The organism is Leptospira tipperaryensis, from assembly GCF_001729245.1.
Lineage (GTDB): Bacteria > Spirochaetota > Leptospiria > Leptospirales > Leptospiraceae > Leptospira > Leptospira tipperaryensis.
In genome coordinates, this window is the sequence record NZ_CP015217.1 from 1,217,153 (window position 1) to 1,233,700 (window position 16,548).

Genomic DNA, 16,548 nt, shown 5'->3' on the forward strand with positions numbered 1-16,548 from the left:
ATGGAATGAATGGCATTTGGGATCCAAAGAAATTAAACGTTAACTGCAACGGACGCGACGTGTCCGGGATGAGTCAAGCGGACGGGTATTTTAAAATCGAACCGGTAACAAAAGAATACATCCTTTCGCAAGTTGGCATCAAAGGAGATTGGAATATCTCCGAGATCTACGACGGAAGAGTTAAACTCACGATCACCCTTTTGGGTGATTCTCCCGAGAACGAATTCTTTTTCGCATTGGGAGAAGGTCGACTTCCTTGCGTGTTTACCATGAAAGATAAGAGCGACGGCGGGATGCTCGGATTCTCGGCGCAAGGAAGAGTTTGGGAAAGACCAAACATCGAAAGAGGTAAGGAATACAAAGATCGTTCTTGGGTCTTTCTACTTCCTGATTACAAAGGAGTTTTGACAGCATGATCAACGAGACTACTCAACTCGATTCTACAAATAAGGAAAAAGCTTCCGGTAAAACGATCGTTTCGGAATCGGATGTTTCGGTTTCTCCAAGCGAACCGATTTTGGAGACAGTGGATGACGACGCAAGAGTTGCTCAGATTCATTTCGTAGACGGACGGAAATACAAACTTCAACATCCGGGGAATCGTAAGGCTCTTCGTTGGAGACAGGAATCGATTTCTCTAACGGAAGGACTCAATCAAGATAAACTCTTGGATAAGTTCTTTAAGTTTTGTGTGAAGGGTGTAGGGCACAGTTTCGAACCTACGTTAGACGTCATTGAGCCGAACCACGTGGAGGTGTGGCTGCATTTAGCGAATCGATTTCTTAAGTGGGAGTTGGAATAGTCGATTTCCTGAATTTGACGAGGCTCCGGCCGCCGAAGAATGGATGAAGTGGATCGATGAAGAAGTGGACCGCGAACTCTTTTTTTGGAAACCCTTCATCCTCGGTGTAGCGCATTTTACGAGTAAAGAACTCGAAAATGCCTCCACCGTCCTCTATATGAAGATGATGGAAGTAGTGGATCGTAGAAAGAAAAGAGAAGCCGAAGAGAAGGCGGAAGAATTGAAATTCTTAGCGAGGCTGATTCAAGGCTCGAGTCTTTGAGTTTTTGAAAAGAATATGATAAGGTTGGGGAAAGATTAAGAATATGGCTGCAAGAGAATTGAACATAACGATTAAAATCGGCGTGGATCCGGACGATCCCTTTTCGGGCATTCGAAAAGAATTGGAAGATTTGCGTTCTAAGCTAAAAGAATTTTCCGATTCAACAAATTTCATCTCCGAATCGGGAATTAAGGCTTGGGAATCTTTGGGTAGCTCTATGGCGGATTCGATTCGAGGAATGTCCGGTTTGGCTCTTCTTTCCGAAAGATTAGGAACAACGGAAGGTTCTCTTCGAAAATTGTATGCGAGTACGAAAGGGAATCCTCAACTTGAAAAAGAATTTTTCAACGTTGCGAAGGCCGCCGGTTTTACGGAAAAAGACGTCGCCAAGTTAAACTTTCAATTGAACGCAACGAGCAAAATCGCGGCTTTCGCCTCGGCCTCTCTCAAAACTCTTTCTTCGATCGGGTCCTTCGCCTTTAAGACAGTAATCGGACCCTTTTTGGAGGCGGGAATCGCATTAGAAAAACAGAATGAAGTTCTAAAAACCCTTTCCGGATCCGCATATCCAGGACTTCAATCCTCGATTGAGAATACGATTCGCAGTTCCAAAGGTTTGGCGACTCAAAATGATCTGACCGAAGCCGCAAATCAAGCGATCAAAGCCGGAGCCTCGGTAGACTTTATTTCGAAAAATCTTTCCGGTCTTCAGAAAACATCCAGACTCGCAGGAAACGATCTATCCTCTTCCATGAAGGAAGCTTTTGAGGCGATCAACGACGGCAATGGAGAATTTTTAAAAAAGAACGGAGCTTTGTTTTCGGATTATTCTCAAGAATTCAATCGGATCAATCAATCCGGCATGTCGGCCGCCGACAAAAGAATCGCAAGGGAAAAGTTGATTTCCTCAGCGTTGAATGAAAATAGTAAATTACAAAATTCTTATGGACAACACGTAAGGACCACTTCGGCGATTTTAGATCGATTCAGCGGAACGATACAAAATTTGAAAGAGAAGTTCGGTCTTTTGATCCTGGACGCACTCAATCCTATTTTAAATCTTTTTGTGGATCTATTTGAATATTTTACCGAAGGCGAAGAGGCCGCCGATAGACTGGAGGTCGCGTGTATCGTTTTGGGGAGTGTGTTAAGCGGCATTGTCGCGGCGCTAATCGCCGTGGGAGTGAACATGTTAATTACTTCCGGGTTTACATTTGCTTCCATGATTCCTGCTTTGATCGGTATGGCTACGGCCGGATGGGCGGCGATCGCTCCTTGGCTTCCATTTATCGCGATTGGAGTCGTCGTTGCAGTTGTGTTAGGCGGCATTGTCCTGATTATTCGAGATCTCTTTAAATGGATGAAAGGAGGAAAATCCGTCATAGGAGATTTTCTCGACGTCTTCGGTCTCATCAAAGCTAAGTTTGATAACCTGATGGATACGGTTCGTTCGTTCAAGGACGGCATCTTTCAATTCTTCAGCGACCTCGGACCAAAAATCCGCCAATTGATAAGCGACATGGTTCCTGCGGGTGTTTTAAAATTTTTAGGAATCGCTCCTGAAATCAAAGAACCTCCGACGACGGTGCAAGATGCCATTATCACCAAACACGGAAAAGTCATTCAATTTCATCCGGATGATAATATCGTTGCGGTAAAAGATTTGGGCATCTTGGGCGGATCCAAGGCCGGAAGCGGCAAAGGAATTTCCGTCAATATCGCCAACGTGACGTTAGGCTCCGGATCCACTCAAAAGGACGCTCAGATGTTCGGCGCCTACTTAGAAAAAGAACTTGAGAAGATTGCGCTGAGGATCGGTCTTCAATCCGGACTATCCCCGGAAGGAGCTGCATGATGGGAACGTTAACGAGTAGAGATACAATCGCACTCACAGACGGAGATACGGAAGTGGAAATGAACGTTTCCTTTGATATCCAGTATTCCTATCCTGCGGAGGTTACGGGGCATCCCATCGAGAGAGAGAAAGGGAAAGCTTCAATCGCGGATTATGTTATTCCCGGACAAAGGGGAATTACGTTAAGCGCTCTTTTATCCTCGTCTTCTTCCGTCCTGACCCTTTCAAGAATGTCAGTGGATGAGAAACTCGATACGTTGATCCGTTGGCAAACGAGTGGAACGTTTTTGACCTTATTGGGTTATGGGACGGGAGGTATTATCAACCGGATATTATCGATGCTTCCCTCCTTTTTTCGTTTTGTGGAACCGGATGATCCCGATCAAAGATATCTCGGAAGATCGGTGGACGAAATTCCGAATCTACTTCTCGGAGATATTACATTTTCTGAATCAAAGGAGAATGGAAACGACGTTCCCATCAACCTCTCGATCGTTCCGATTCTGGTTGCGGAGGCGAAGACAAGAGATGTAAAAGCTGTGAAATCGGGCGGTAAAAAGTCGACCCAAGAAGTCAATAAGTCGAGTAATCCTAATCCGGCAAAACAAAAGTAAAATAGGTTATTAGAATATGCCAATATTTAGATATTTACCAGTCGATGTCGATTCTCTTCCGATTCGAAATACATATCAGATCGGATCGAAAGAATTTGAATTCGAATTTACATACAACCAGGTCGGGGACTTTGTAACTGTTCTTGTGAGAGATCAAGACGGAATAGACTTGTTCTCCTCCTGTTTGATCTACGGGATTCCTTTGAATCATGTCGTGGTGGACGAATTTCCTGTTTCCGTCTCGCTCAAACCCTTGGACATCGATGATCTATATCGTGAAGAATTTGTCGAGATCCCGGTGAATCCGCAAACTCTCGGAGCCAAAGTTCAGATCTACATAGAAGGTGAAGAATGAGCGGAAATCCTAAACTTTTCGGTAGAGTGGTGTCCCTTGAGATTCTTCCGAAAGGTGGAATCGCCAAGGAATTTACTTATCCTCCGTTCGATATCGAATTTGAATCGGAGTTGAGTCCCTTGAATCTTACAACGGTGACGATGTATAACGTCAACGAGGACACGATGACTTTGGTTGGAGCAAAATCGCAAGAGGCCGGTTTTCAATACCCAAGCGTTTTTTTAAACGCGGGTTATAAGGATGAAAACGGCTTGGTTGCTTCCGGGAATGTCATTCGTCCTAAACTCAAACAGGATGGAGCGAATCGAATTTTAGAATTTCAGATCAATGCAAATGCAGGTTCTTGGTCTCGTTCTTATATAATGAAAACATATAGTAAACTTCCGGCTATGAGCGTGATTTTAGATATCTTAGAAAGAGGAAACGTTAAGCCCGGAAAAATTGTTCTCGGTGAAAACAAGGTGATCAGCTTTAGCGCAAACAGATCGTTAGGCGATTCTATTAAGAAATTCTGCGAGCTTACAAAATCTCAATATTGGTTTCAAGACGGCCTTTTGCACATTGATTCTCTAAAACCTAAGCAAAGACCAGGCGTCCTCTTTTTGGATAACACCTCCGGTCTGATCGGGATTCCGGAACAAGGTCAAAAAACTTGGAAGATAACAAGTCTGTTTCGACATAAGTTTAAGCAGAACATGGTCATCTCGATTCACGGAGGAAACTTAAACGGAGATTGCAGAATCGTCGGCGGAAAGCATAAGTTCTCAACGTTCCAGTCTGAAAATTATTCCGAATTGGAGGTCGTTCCTCTATGAACTTAGACGAGGTCATTCTTGCGGCGATGAACAACTCCCTCTCAAAGGTTCAGGTTGGTCTGCCGGGAATTGTAGATTCTTTTAATCCGAATGATATGACGGCTAACGTTAAAATTCCGTTTAAACAAAAAGACGGATCCGGAGAGGAAAAATTATTCCCCATTCTTTCAAACATTCGAGTGGGAACATTGTGGGCCGGTGATTTTTACATAAAGCCCGATTACAAACGTGGAGATAATGTTTGGATTTCTTTTTCCACATACGATACGTCGGATGCGGTAAGAGGAGTCAGTTCTTTGGTTTCGGATTCGTTATTCGATCTACAGAGCGCATGTGTCGTCTGCGGATACAAAGGTGATGAGGATTTACCCGCTGTGACCGCGAATCGTCCCGGTTTGCTGATCGGTAACAAAGAAGGAAAATCTTTTATTCAATTCGAAGACGATACGATTAAAATTCAAGGCGGTTTGATCGATCTCTCCGAAGCGGCGGTGTTAGGAGATACGCTTGCGCAGTTGATAAAACTAATCTTGGACGTTTTTATAAACAACGCCGCTTCCTTTACGACGAACGCAAATCCGGGCGTTCCTTCAGGCTTGGCCGCCGCGGTCGTAACTCAACTCAATTTGAGAAAGGGTGAAGTGGATCAGATTCTTTCAAAGAAGGTAAAAATAGGATGAAGGGTTTTAAAATTGAGAACGGGGACATCGTAAAAGTGAAAGGGCGGTCCGTAGTCTTGGAAGATTTAGAATACTATGCCCAAAGAATCAAACACGCGATTCGATTGTCCCTCGGAGAATCCGTTTATGAACCTCTGACCGGGATGGATTGGTTTACGATTTTTTCCACAAAAATTCCAAGGGAGAGGGTAGTGATTGAAATTAAGAAAATCCTTTTAAAGGATCCGGAAACGATCTCGATCGAAAAAATTGAAGTGATAGAGACGAACGATTCAAGCCGAAAAATATACATTCAATATTCTGCAAATACTAAATTTGGAACCGTCGTGGAGGAAATATAATGGCTGGAGTGACAGAACAAGGTTTTATTCGTAAGACTAAAGATCAGATTTTTTCCGACTTGGAAGAGAAATATAAAACAAATCTTGGTCAAGATATCGATTTGTCGATTTTGAGTGAGGACGGCATTCGGATGAGGATTCTTGCCGATGAATTGGATCTGATCCATCAGTTGGCCGAATCCGTATTCTATTCTAACTTTGCGCATACTGCAAGAGGTGTTTCGTTGGATCGGGTACTCAATCCTTTAGGAGCGGAACGTCAGCCCGCGAAACGATCGATCGTCGCATTAAAATTTTCGGGTTTGGATGGATCCTTTATAGAGGTCGGCACAATTTGCCAGACCGGAAACGGATACCAGTTTATTTCTATAGAATCGGGGACGATTGCGGGTGGCTTCGTAATTTTGAATGCCCAGGCGCTGAGTATCGATTATGGGATCAACGGGAATGTGGCAGCTAACACCATTAATACGATCAATACTGCGATTGCAGGAGTTGATTCGGTGATTAATCTCGAACCCGCGAGAGGAGGAAGAACGATTGAAACCGATCTTGAATATTTAAATCGTTTTATGGCTGAGGGAGTCAACGGAGGTTCATCTGCTGCGAATGTTCAAGGAGTTTTGAATCAGATCGAAGCGGTATTGAGCGCTGTAATTTATGAGAACAATACCGATTTTGCTGATATCGACGGGAGGCCGCCGCATTCTATGGAGGCTGTGATTGAAGGCGGTAGTTCGGAAGAAATTGGAGAAGCTTTTCTAAGAAATTGGCCGGGTGGTATCGAATCCTTCGGATCCGTTAATACGACGGTCATCGATAGCAAAGGAGTTGCTAGAACTTATTATTTCAATCGGCCGACCGATGTAACTATCTATGTAAAGATCGATATCGTTCAAGACTTAGCTCTTTGGGTTCCTGGGTCCGAATCCGTCGTGAAAACAAATTGTATCAAGGTAATAGGCGGAGTGGACACGATCAATACGATTTCAAAAACTTTTAAGGGAGACGGAACGGGCGCGGACGTATTTGCTTGGAAGCTTATCGCCGCTCAGAGCGGATTGAGTGAATACGAATCCATTAAGGTTTTAGGAATCAAATCGATGTCTGCGAAGGTAGGTTTGTCCGCTCCAGCAACGTTAGACGAACTTTCTATGAATAGTCGTCAGAGAGCGAAGTTAATTACTGCAAACATTCAGGTAAATTTTGTATGACAGAATTAGAAGTAGTTCTACAAAAATATCCTTCCTCACTTTTTACGCGCGCTTCGGAGTCTCAGATCGGGAAGCGATGGAACGCTGAAATAGAATTGTTAAACGAAGCCCGTACGGTCTTGGAGTCGATACGAGGAATCACCGATTTTCGAGTTCAAGAGGGCGCGCTTCTCGACTTGATTGGAAAAAATTTAAAACAATCAAGAGAGGGAATGGATGATTTCCGTTATCGAATTTTTCTCTCGATCGCGAGACAAAAAAGAAAATCTAAGGGCGATATTCATTCTATGAATGAAATTGGATCTCAAATTCTGGCCGGCACAGGAACCTTATATGAAATTCAAGAACTCTGTTATGGAGGAGTTCCTGAATTGCTCGACGGCTCCTTAACCTTAAATGGAGAATTTCCTCTTTCCGGCAACACGAAAAGACCGGCGACGATTCGAGTGATCTTTTCCGGATCAACGGATACTGTCGTGGTAACTCCCGAATTCAACAAAGCCATCGCACAGATTCGTGCAGGCGGAGTGAATGCGATCATCAACTATCGTTTCGAGACCTCTACCTTGTTTGGTCGTTTGTATGGTTCGGCAATTAGAACTTCATTCTTAGATGGAACCTGGGTATTCAATGGATTTACTCTATTTGAAGATTCTAATATTAGAATTTTACCCTATGAGATTGCATTTGGAATCGGAGGGCTGGTTTCAGGGGAGCCTCGGGTTCCTCTGCCTAGCGATACCGGGTTACAAAATGAAATTCTTAGAAAGTTAGTCGAAATTCAAGACAACCCAGACGGGACGAGGAACTTTAAAGTTACGATCAAACAATCGGAAGCGATTGGAGCCTCTATCAATGAACTCGGCTTATTTGACAACGACGGAAATCTGATGTTCCTCAAAACATTTCCTTCCAAACCGAAGGACAATTTGATTGTTTATGATTTTGTCATCAAGGAAGAGTTCTTATGATTTCCATATCGAATTGGGAGGAACATGTTTTATCGGATTGCAGACTTCAAGAAGATTGAGGGATTGTTTGATGTGGTCTTTGGCGGTTAACAATCGCTATAAATATATGAAATTTTATAATATTGGAATGGATTTTAAGGAGTGACGATGGCAGTATTCAACGCGACGAAAACAAGAACTTGGACGAAAAACACCCCGGCGGACGGGGATTTACTTGACGATGAGATTGATCGACAATATGCGAACGACCAATATCTAAAAGATCGGATTGATCAGACGGATTTAAATCTTTCCGGAGCTCAAGTTCCGCTTGGTGGTATTATAGAAGACAATTTGGATCAAGCAAACGTGTCCCTATTTAAAGAGGCGAATGCACAAGCGATTTCGAGAACTACATATTCGGTGCTCTGGAATCTGATTCACCGAAACGTAAGCGGTATCGCACCTTCTACAGACCGAGTCAGCGTAACTGCACACGGTCTTTTGGAAGGGAAGTTGGTTAAGTTTGCATTTACCGGAGGAGGAGTTACTGCCCTTACAAAATACTATGTGAGGAACCCAACTGCAAATGATTTTCAGATTTCATCCACGCCGACTGGGAGTATTTTAGATCTTACGTCTTCGCAGACGGGAGAGATGATCGTAAATACAGAATACGGATTTGGAGATGGTGCTACGACATACAACCTACCGGATCGAAGAGGGATTTTTGCAAGAGGTGCTGGAGTTCATGGAACAAGGACTAAGGCTGCCGGAGCGAATTATGATGCGGGTGCAATCGGATTCGAGGGACAGGACCAACTACAAGGATTTGTTATTCAAGCAGTGAGTAATGGTGGATCAGCAATTACTCCTGGTGGAAGTATTGGAACTGGAGGGCCTCAAATTCCTTCTAACGACGGGACTAATGGCAGCCCTCGTCTTGGAAGTGAAACAACTCCCGCGTACGTCGCAGTAAAATATAAAGTGAGGGTCGCATGAACTATATTATAGAAAAAGAAAGTAGCAAAGTTGTCTGGATAAACTCAGATTCTCAGAGATTAAGTGGAAAGGACGTTTGGTATCAGTTCGATCCGGATCAACATGAAATTGTTTACGCGGTAAATTACAACCCGCAGATTCAGGATATTTTTCAAGCGCCAATAGTGGAAGGAGTCGCCAAAAATTTTCAACCGAAGTCAGTCTATCGCAAGACAACGGGACAGGAAAGAGTTCTTCATGACTGGAATGATGATATCGATTCGGAAAATGAAACCGAGGAAAGACCTCTTCACGATGGAGAAGGAAATCAAATTCCTCATCAGATCTATACAAACTCAGGATGGAAGTTGGATCTTGATCAAAAAAGGAAAGAAACGATCGATCGAGTCAATCGAATCTGCGAAACGAAGATCGTAGCGAGTTTGACATCCGGTGCATTGGGCTCTTTGCATCTTTATAGCTTCGATCGAGACGATCAGCTCAACTTACTCGGCGCCGCATCTTTGGAAACGAATGTTTACTTTAAATGCAAAGATCTCTCCGCGATGGAAGATCTCTCCGCGATGGAAGATCTCTCCGCGATGGAAGATCTCTCCGCGATGGAAGATCTCTCCGCGATGGAAGATCTCTCCGCGATGGAAGATCTTAGAGTCCACACTCCATCTCAAATTCGCCAAGTCTTGGCTGATGGTATGAATCGAAAGGTGTATTTGCTTCAAAAGGTAAGGGAATTCAAAGCCAAGATGAATGCAGTCACTTCGATAGAGGAACTCCAAGAAATCGACATAAATTCTGGATGGGATTGAGAATAGAACTGAAGTAGTATTCAGTTGCGCGCGCCTATCTTAGGGGAGGGCGCACGCAACGGGACGGCTCGATCAATGGATTATTAAAATATTCTGATTTATAAATATTTTCACCAATAAATTCTTGCTTATTCATCGCTTAAGTTCGAAAGGAGAATGTTTTTAATCGGCTCCAATTTGTGGTTTCTGTATAAAATGCCTCTATTTATGATTCGGACCGATATGATTTCTTGAATGGGACAAACTTATTTTGAAATCTTACATTCTCTTTATGGATTTAAGTATCATCTGAAAATTAAAAAAAAATCATAAAAGGAATTCTAAAAGTGTCTTTCGTATTAAATCTTTTTGTGTCCAAGGGATGAAATGATTTTCGTCTTCCAAAGAAATCGTTTTGAGAAGTGTGTTTGAAAGTTGAGTCTGAAAGAATTCTAAATTTTGATAAGGAACGAGGGAATCTTTTTTTCCGTGGATGATAATCGTTTTGCAACGAATGTTTTTCCAAAAAGATTCGAGCTCTAAAAGTTGTTTTTTGAGCGGAAGCATTTCGGCGTTACTGTGATTGATCTCCGACGGAAGTAAGCTTTTGACCCATCCCCAATCCGCGATTCGATTGTACCACTGAATCTCTTCGGCATCCGCGCTGAGGGGGGCCGCTAAAAGTAGAAGTCCGTCGATTTTTAAATCACGCAAAGAGGCGATTCTTGCTGCAATTGGACCTCCATAGGAATGTCCTACTAAGATAATTTTTCCTTTGCCGGTCGCAGAGATCGATTTTTGAAATTCGAGAATGGCCTTAGCTAGAATGGAAGCCTGCCTTTCGACATCGGGAATACTGAGCTCAGCGTTTGATTTTCCAAATCCGGGTCTATCTATGGAAAGAATACAAAAGGAAGAAGTGAGAACTTTGTCTCCTAGATACCAGGAATAATTCTGCCATCCGCCGGGAGAACCGTGGATAAATATTATAATATTCTGATTTTCTGATCCACAACCGCTTGCGACTCCGTAAATCTGTATTCCTTCCGCCAAAAGTTGGATTTCTCGAGGATCGGCTCCTTCTTCTTTTAATTGTTGTAAACTTTCTTCCGGTTTTTTCTCTAGATCTTCCGGAATTCTACACGAAGATAAAACAACGAACACGAAAAGAAGGATTATGTTAAAGCGAAAAAGAGGAAGTGTCATGGAAAGTTCTTACCGAGTTTGTTTAAGAAACCGGAAATTCTCCCCTTTGCATTTGCCCATAAAAACGTAGGAATGTTTGATTGGGTAGAAAGGGATCGACAACGTCGAAGAGGCCTTCTCGAATTCCTTTAACGAGATACATATCGATTTCTCCTTTGTTCTTGGCTTTGATTTTTCCCCTGTGTTCGCAGATAAAAAAATCTTTGATGTGTTCATAGGTTTCGCTAGATATATTCACCTCGCCGGGAATTCCGGAACTTTCCATTCTACTCGCAGTGTTAACCGTATCTCCCCAAATATCGTAGGCAAACTTATCGGTCCCAACAACTCCCGCGACCACAGAGCCCGTATGGATTCCAAGTCTGAGTTCCCAGAAAGGAAGATTCTTACTTTCTCTTTCTTTTCTTTTGAGTTGCATAAATCTCTGAAACTCCAATCCGCAAAGAACCGCATCTACAAAGTGAGTTTTATTTTTTACCGGAAGGCCGCCCGCAGCCATATATGCGTCTCCGATCGTTTTTATTTTTTCCATACGATGGTTTTTAATGATAGAATCGAACTTACGGAAAAAAAGATCCAATTCGCTTAACAATTCTTCTGGAGACATCGTTTCTGCGATTTGAGTAAAACCGGCCATATCCGTAAAGAGTACGGTCACGCTTTCAAATCGAACCGGCGCCACGGAATCGTTTCTTTTTAATTCTTCCGCTACCGTTTCGGGGAGAATATTCAAAAGTAAAGAATCGGATTTCTTTCTTTCAATATTCAAATTTCGAGTAAGAATGAAGATTAAAAGTCCGGTAAGAATCTGTACAAAGAGATAGTTTCCTCCTGCGTCCAGATATCTTTCCGTTTCATTTGGATAGGCTTTGATCCATTCTCTATTAAAGAATTCGGTCGCATAGAGAAACGATGTCGCGGCCGCGTATACCAGATACACCATCCATACGTTATGATTTCTCAAAAGAATCGTAGCGATAACAAGGGCCGGAATGAAGTAATAGTGGTTTCCTCCGATGGACCCGCCGTTAAAAAACCACATAGAGGAGAGATAGAGGAGAATCGTAAGATTGAAAGGCCAAAAAAGAGCATAGTAAACACTTTTCATCCGAGAAACCAGATACATTCCCATCAGAAGAATTCCGGAAACGAAGTTCAAGAGGAAGATTACCATGAAATTTTCCAGATAGAACGAAGAGAACGCTCCGAAAATATTGAGAGCTCCATTCACAAACGCTACGGTGTTAAATAACCTATGTTCCAAAGAATTTTTCTTTGGATCTCCGAACATAAAATAAACGAACTTAAGAACTTGATCGGTCATGGTCGATATCCTAGATTTCCTTGGAATGGAAATAAATCATTTATTGCCATTCTGTTTACAAAAAGCAAAATTCTTTTCCCGCTATCAATCGGACCGATCGTTTACTTTTCGATCGCCCGCGTAGAATTGAAACAAAACCTGAACGATCTTATATAGGCTCGTTTTGGGAAATCCCAACTTCCGATTTTCGGAACCAATCCGGAAGAGAAGACTCCATTGCGCGAAAAGAATCGAATACATTTCAAAGAGTGAAAATTTCGGATCGTAGAGGTTTGTTGATTCCGAAGTGATTCCGTTCAATTCTACGATTCCAAAGTCTTTTCCTTCTTTTAGTTTTTCATCCGATCGATAACGGACGTCGTATCTTCCAAAGTAAAAACCCGAAAATGTCTGCGAGATCTGATCGATCTTTTCAATCAACGCCTCCGTGATGAGATCGCTCCCGTCCGTGAAGAGAGTTCCTTGACAGTGATTTCCCGCTTCCGCGAGTCTCATTCTTTCTCCTTTGGAAAGAATTTTTTTCCAATGTTCGGAATGCCTTTCCCTAAAAACTTTCCATTGATATCGAAACCTCGGATGATTCCAGATCAATTCTTCTAAGGAATTTTGGCCGTTTCCTTCGATTACGGGAAAGGTCTTTCTCGTGATCGAAAAGATCCGTCCTTTTTTTTCTTTCGGGAGACGATAGTAAAAGATTCCTGCTTCTTCAGGTCCGGGATGATATTCTTGTAATACGACGTCTATGTTTGTTTTCCGCAGATAGAGTAGGGCATCTTCTTCCTTTCTGATCAGTTTTACCCCGGATCCTCTTTGTCCTGCGTCCGGCTTTAGTATATAAGGATACTTGAATCTATTCTTCAGAAACGATTTTTTTAAGTTTTGAAAATCCGTTTCAGTATCGATTCTTAGTAATTTATGGAATTTTAATATACTATCCGATCGAATATTTTTAAGAATTTCATCCTTCGATTCTCCTACCAAACCTCCTAAGTAGATTCCGGGGTTGGCCGCGCAGATCGTACCAAAACCTTGATGACGAATCGTCAAATAGACGATGTATGGAACTAAGGGAATGTAAAAAAGCCAAGCCGGCCAAAACTCGGGTCGTAAAAATTTTCCGAGTGAGATCCTCCAGTAGGAAAATTCCCTCTTGGATTCCTTTTTATTACGCTTCTTTGTAGCTTGATTTTTTCTGGAATTGAAGGGTTGATAAGGCAACTCCAAAGTCTTTCGATAGAGAAACATTTTGTAAAAAGCACTCCGCGTATATTTTGATGATCGCCATGTGATGGATCGTGTGGTCCTGAACGTATAAGAATTCTCTTTTGAGATTGCTGATCGTTTTTCCTTCGAGTCCCGTTTCCGGATCCATAAGAAAAGAAAGCTCGATCATCTTATTCTCATCTATCAATTCGAGCTTGCTTAACAATTCGTAAATTTTGTCTCTTCCTGCGAGTGGGGAAGTTTCATAGAGGGAATTTCTTTTTCTTTGATCATAGGAGACGCTGGAGACTTCCATTCCGGAAACCAGATTCTCCAAAACTTCAATACAATGACGTACATGTTTCCCAATACTTGAGCCTTTGACCTGAGTAATTTCTCGAGAGTATTCGTTTTCTTCGATTATGGAAAGTAGGTCAGCGAGTTGATTGAATGTATGTTCTATATTTTTGAACTGAATGTGTAACATCGCAAAGTTCTTCGGGATAAAACTTTCGAAGTTACAAAGGAGATTCTATTTTTTCTAAATTGCAACTAAATAAAACCTAAAAAAGGAGACAGAGCCGCGAGCGGCCCTGCAGTTTTGCTTTTTAAGCGGGTATTAATAAAGGCTAAAGCGAACCGGAATTAGAACCTTAACAGTGATCGCTTTTCCTTCTAAGATGGAAGGAGAATATCTTTTTTTGTAAAAGGCTTCGATTGCTGCCTCATCCAAACCGAATCCGAGAGGTTTGCCAACAGAGCGCACTCTCAAAACCTGCCCATTTTCTGCGATGATCACTTCCAACGTAGTTGTGCCCGTTATTCCGGCGGATCTTGCCTCTGAGGAATATTCAGGAGTGATATTCGGAGTTAAATCGACGGGCGCGGTAGCACCCGAAATGATCGCGTCTTGCGCACCTGCGATCCGCGGATCTTCTTTCTTTTTAATCGTATCGGTAACTTCGAATTCTCCGTCGTCTGCCGCTTCTCCCACATTTGGATCTTGAATTACTAAATTATCGACAAATGCAACTTCGTCAACGAGTCTATCCAATCTGTTGAATTCGATGGAAGGTGTGTACCAGAAAAAGAGGATCAACATTTGAATTACGAAAGATGAGGATAGAAAAAATTCCATCCTGTAACGATCGATAAATCTTCTTAGTTTTCCTCTTTTAATTATTGTTAGTAGGGTGTTGGGTTGGTCCATTGTTCAAAGACCTCCGCCTTGAGTCGTCTTCGTTACGAGCGAAACCTTCAAAGCGCCCGCCTCTTTTAATAGTTCAAATGCACCATCTAAATCCGCGTAGGGAAGATCCTTGTCAGCATGAATCAGAACTTTGAGATCCGGTGTAGTGGTAAGCTTTGCTCTAACGTTGTTGATCGCCTCGTTCATAGGCATTCGAACCTGATTGAAATAGACTGCCTTGTCTTTATCGGCACTTAGGTATAAATTCGCAATTTTCTTATTTAGCTGTTCCCCTCCGGGAACATCCGGAAGCGCGATCGGTAAATCCGGATCTGTATCAAGCACGGAAGTGACCATAAAAAACACTAAAAGTAAAAAAGCGATATCGGCCATCGAACTAACAGGAATGGAAGGGGGATTCTTTTTCTTTTTTAAACTCATACTATTTCAGCCTTTTTACTGAGATCTGTTTGAATCCCCGGATTTGAACTGCGGATAACGCGTCTAACATGTTTCCGTATTTCGTTTCTCCGGTCGTTTTTATTAATGCGACTTTGTTTTCGATGTCTGGAATTTCCATCAGATTGAGTTGTTCTCTGAAATCGACCAGGTTGCGATAATCCTTTGTTCCAATGGATTTGTTCTTCATCTTAATCAAATCGCCTGTGACAAGAATCTCGTAGATATTGTCCCTAAGCACGAGAGTTGGATTAGAATTCTTTCTCGGGAGTTGAATATTCAATCCTTCCTTTACAAAGAATACCGCGGTTACCATGAAAAATACAAGAAGAAGGAATGCAATATCCGACATCGACGATGCCGAAATCTCTTCCAATACGCGTTTCTTTTTGATACGGATCATAATGATTCCTTCATTAAGAAAAGCAATTATGCTTTTTTAGAATTTCTTTTTAAGAATTCTTTATAAATTCTATTGGCCGCTTCTTCGATTTCGGAAGTAAAGCCGTCGATTCTGGAAGTAAGGTATTGGTGGAAGGTCATCGCAGGGATCGCGACGATCAAACCGGCCGCAGTCGTGATCAAGGCTTCTTTGATACCACCCGCCACAACTTTTGCGTTTACTTGGTCTGCGTTTGCAATTGCGTCGAATGCGTTGATCATACCGGATACGGTTCCTAAGAATCCGATCAAGGGTGCAATCGTTGAAACCGCCGCTAAGATGACGAGTCCTCTTTCGAGAACCGTGATCACTTCAGCTGCTTCCCGTTCTACACCTTTAGAAAAAATCTCAGCGTCTCCGGACGATACGTCGATTCCACCGGCTAACACTTGGGTGATCTTGTATTCTTTTCTTTCGTCCAAGAAACCTTGTACTGCGTCGAGGCCTTTTGTATCCATCGCTTCGCCGAGGTCGATATTGTAACCTTTAGGAAGCAGTTTTGCCGTGGCTAGGAAATAAAGTCTCTCGAATATGATTCCTAAAGCAATGATAGAGGAAAGCGCGAGCGGATACATTGTCCATCCACCGAGGAGAAAAAGGTCTACGAATCCCCAGCTTTTTTCAGTCTTTGCGGGGGTTGCGGTTGGCGTTTCTGTCTTCGCTTGCTCGGTGGTTTCCGCCTTGGTCGGCTCTGATACTTTGTCCTGCGCAAATATTACAGTGGTGGAAAGGGAAATTAGTCCCGATAGGATGAGCGCTGTTGTCACCCATTTGAATTCTTTTTTTAGGGAAGAAAATTTCATCGATATCTCCGATTAAAATATTCTTGTAATATACTTTTTAATTGTTACCGAATGATTACAAAGAAGTTACGGATCTAAAACTTCCATTCAAGTCCGAACGGATTTTTCTTCAAAATCAGAGTGATAAAATTTTCAAAAAAGGAATCTTCGAAGTTGTGTTACAATTGATTCTTAAAATTTCCCTATTTTAATCGGCGAAGTAAGCAAAATTCGAATCGGATTATGGAAAGTTCCAAGGGAACATGCG

The 16,548-nt window shown here is 42.4% G+C and carries 21 protein-coding genes; 13 read left to right on the top strand and 8 right to left on the bottom strand.

The window, feature by feature from the left end; genetic code table 11:
- The first annotated feature begins 5 nt into the window (after positions 1 to 5).
- The 13 genes from A0128_RS05830 to A0128_RS05890 all read left to right on the top strand — a co-directional run bounded on the left by A0128_RS05830 (position 6) and on the right by A0128_RS05890 (position 9,696).
- A complete protein-coding gene (locus A0128_RS05830) occupies positions 6 to 416 on the top strand; it encodes a phage structural protein (RefSeq protein ID WP_069606645.1) in 411 nt (136 codons plus the stop codon).
- A complete protein-coding gene (locus A0128_RS05835; protein WP_156781779.1) occupies positions 413 to 802 on the top strand; it encodes an LIC_12613 family protein in 390 nt (129 codons plus the stop codon). The genes A0128_RS05830 and A0128_RS05835 overlap by 4 nt, the downstream gene beginning before the upstream one ends.
- A gap of 43 nt (positions 803 to 845) precedes the next feature.
- Entirely contained in the window at positions 846 to 1,064 is a 219-nt protein-coding gene (locus A0128_RS05840) for a hypothetical protein (protein WP_069606646.1), read from the top strand.
- Between the two features lie 43 nt (positions 1,065 to 1,107).
- Positions 1,108 to 2,919 carry an LIC12611 family phage tail protein gene (locus A0128_RS05845; RefSeq protein ID WP_069606647.1) on the top strand — a complete coding sequence of 604 codons (1,812 nt, stop codon included), beginning with the start codon at positions 1,108 to 1,110 and terminating at the stop codon, positions 2,917 to 2,919.
- Positions 2,919 to 3,533 (top strand): phage baseplate protein, encoded by a 615-nt coding sequence (locus tag A0128_RS05850; RefSeq protein ID WP_069609151.1) that lies wholly within the window; start codon positions 2,919 to 2,921, stop codon positions 3,531 to 3,533. Before A0128_RS05845 ends, A0128_RS05850 begins: the two co-directional genes overlap by 1 nt.
- Positions 3,534 to 3,549: 16 nt before the next feature.
- Positions 3,550 to 3,888, top strand: coding sequence for a phage baseplate plug family protein (locus A0128_RS05855; protein ID WP_069606648.1), 339 nt, complete (start codon positions 3,550 to 3,552; stop codon positions 3,886 to 3,888).
- Complete coding sequence (locus A0128_RS05860) at positions 3,885 to 4,703, top strand: phage protein (RefSeq protein ID WP_069606649.1); 819 nt, start codon at positions 3,885 to 3,887, stop codon at positions 4,701 to 4,703. Before A0128_RS05855 ends, A0128_RS05860 begins: the two co-directional genes overlap by 4 nt.
- On the top strand, positions 4,700 to 5,383 hold the full coding sequence (locus tag A0128_RS05865) for a Gp138 family membrane-puncturing spike protein (RefSeq protein WP_069606650.1): 684 nt from the start codon (positions 4,700 to 4,702) through the stop codon (positions 5,381 to 5,383). Before A0128_RS05860 ends, A0128_RS05865 begins: the two co-directional genes overlap by 4 nt.
- On the top strand, positions 5,380 to 5,724 hold the full coding sequence (locus tag A0128_RS05870; RefSeq protein ID WP_069606651.1) for a contractile injection system sheath initiator: 345 nt from the start codon (positions 5,380 to 5,382) through the stop codon (positions 5,722 to 5,724). The genes A0128_RS05865 and A0128_RS05870 overlap by 4 nt, the downstream gene beginning before the upstream one ends.
- Entirely contained in the window at positions 5,724 to 6,938 is a 1,215-nt protein-coding gene (locus A0128_RS05875; protein ID WP_069606652.1) for a baseplate J/gp47 family protein, read from the top strand. Before A0128_RS05870 ends, A0128_RS05875 begins: the two co-directional genes overlap by 1 nt.
- Positions 6,935 to 7,909 carry a phage tail protein gene (locus A0128_RS05880; RefSeq protein WP_069606653.1) on the top strand — a complete coding sequence of 325 codons (975 nt, stop codon included), beginning with the start codon at positions 6,935 to 6,937 and terminating at the stop codon, positions 7,907 to 7,909. Before A0128_RS05875 ends, A0128_RS05880 begins: the two co-directional genes overlap by 4 nt.
- A gap of 147 nt (positions 7,910 to 8,056) precedes the next feature.
- Positions 8,057 to 8,890, top strand: a complete 834-nt coding sequence (locus A0128_RS05885) for a hypothetical protein (RefSeq protein WP_069606654.1) — start codon at positions 8,057 to 8,059, stop codon at positions 8,888 to 8,890.
- Positions 8,887 to 9,696: a hypothetical protein gene (locus tag A0128_RS05890; protein WP_069606655.1), complete on the top strand. Its 810-nt coding sequence runs from the start codon at positions 8,887 to 8,889 to the stop codon at positions 9,694 to 9,696. Before A0128_RS05885 ends, A0128_RS05890 begins: the two co-directional genes overlap by 4 nt.
- Positions 9,697 to 10,002: 306 nt before the next feature.
- Here the strand turns inward: A0128_RS05890 and A0128_RS05895 are convergent, their stop codons facing one another.
- The 8 genes from A0128_RS05895 to A0128_RS05930 form a co-directional block, all read right to left on the bottom strand.
- A complete protein-coding gene (locus tag A0128_RS05895) occupies positions 10,003 to 10,881 on the bottom strand; it encodes an alpha/beta fold hydrolase (protein ID WP_069606656.1) in 879 nt (292 codons plus the stop codon).
- A gap of 22 nt (positions 10,882 to 10,903) precedes the next feature.
- Positions 10,904 to 12,205, bottom strand: coding sequence for an adenylate/guanylate cyclase domain-containing protein (locus A0128_RS05900; RefSeq protein ID WP_069606657.1), 1,302 nt, complete (start codon positions 12,203 to 12,205; stop codon positions 10,904 to 10,906).
- Between the two features lie 84 nt (positions 12,206 to 12,289).
- Positions 12,290 to 13,450, bottom strand: coding sequence for a carboxylate--amine ligase (locus A0128_RS05905; RefSeq protein ID WP_245667205.1), 1,161 nt, complete (start codon positions 13,448 to 13,450; stop codon positions 12,290 to 12,292).
- Positions 13,371 to 13,895: a hypothetical protein gene (locus tag A0128_RS05910; protein ID WP_069606658.1), complete on the bottom strand. Its 525-nt coding sequence runs from the start codon at positions 13,893 to 13,895 to the stop codon at positions 13,371 to 13,373. The genes A0128_RS05905 and A0128_RS05910 overlap by 80 nt, the downstream gene beginning before the upstream one ends.
- Positions 13,896 to 14,027: 132 nt before the next feature.
- Positions 14,028 to 14,618, bottom strand: a complete 591-nt coding sequence (locus A0128_RS05915) for an energy transducer TonB (protein WP_069606659.1) — start codon at positions 14,616 to 14,618, stop codon at positions 14,028 to 14,030.
- 3 nt (positions 14,619 to 14,621) lie between these two features.
- Complete coding sequence (locus A0128_RS05920; RefSeq protein ID WP_069606660.1) at positions 14,622 to 15,038, bottom strand: ExbD/TolR family protein; 417 nt, start codon at positions 15,036 to 15,038, stop codon at positions 14,622 to 14,624.
- Between the two features lies 1 nt (position 15,039).
- Positions 15,040 to 15,459, bottom strand: coding sequence for an ExbD/TolR family protein (locus A0128_RS05925; RefSeq protein WP_069606661.1), 420 nt, complete (start codon positions 15,457 to 15,459; stop codon positions 15,040 to 15,042).
- A 26-nt stretch (positions 15,460 to 15,485) separates the two neighbouring features.
- Positions 15,486 to 16,301: a MotA/TolQ/ExbB proton channel family protein gene (locus tag A0128_RS05930; RefSeq protein ID WP_069606662.1), complete on the bottom strand. Its 816-nt coding sequence runs from the start codon at positions 16,299 to 16,301 to the stop codon at positions 15,486 to 15,488.
- Positions 16,302 to 16,548 lie beyond the last annotated feature (247 nt).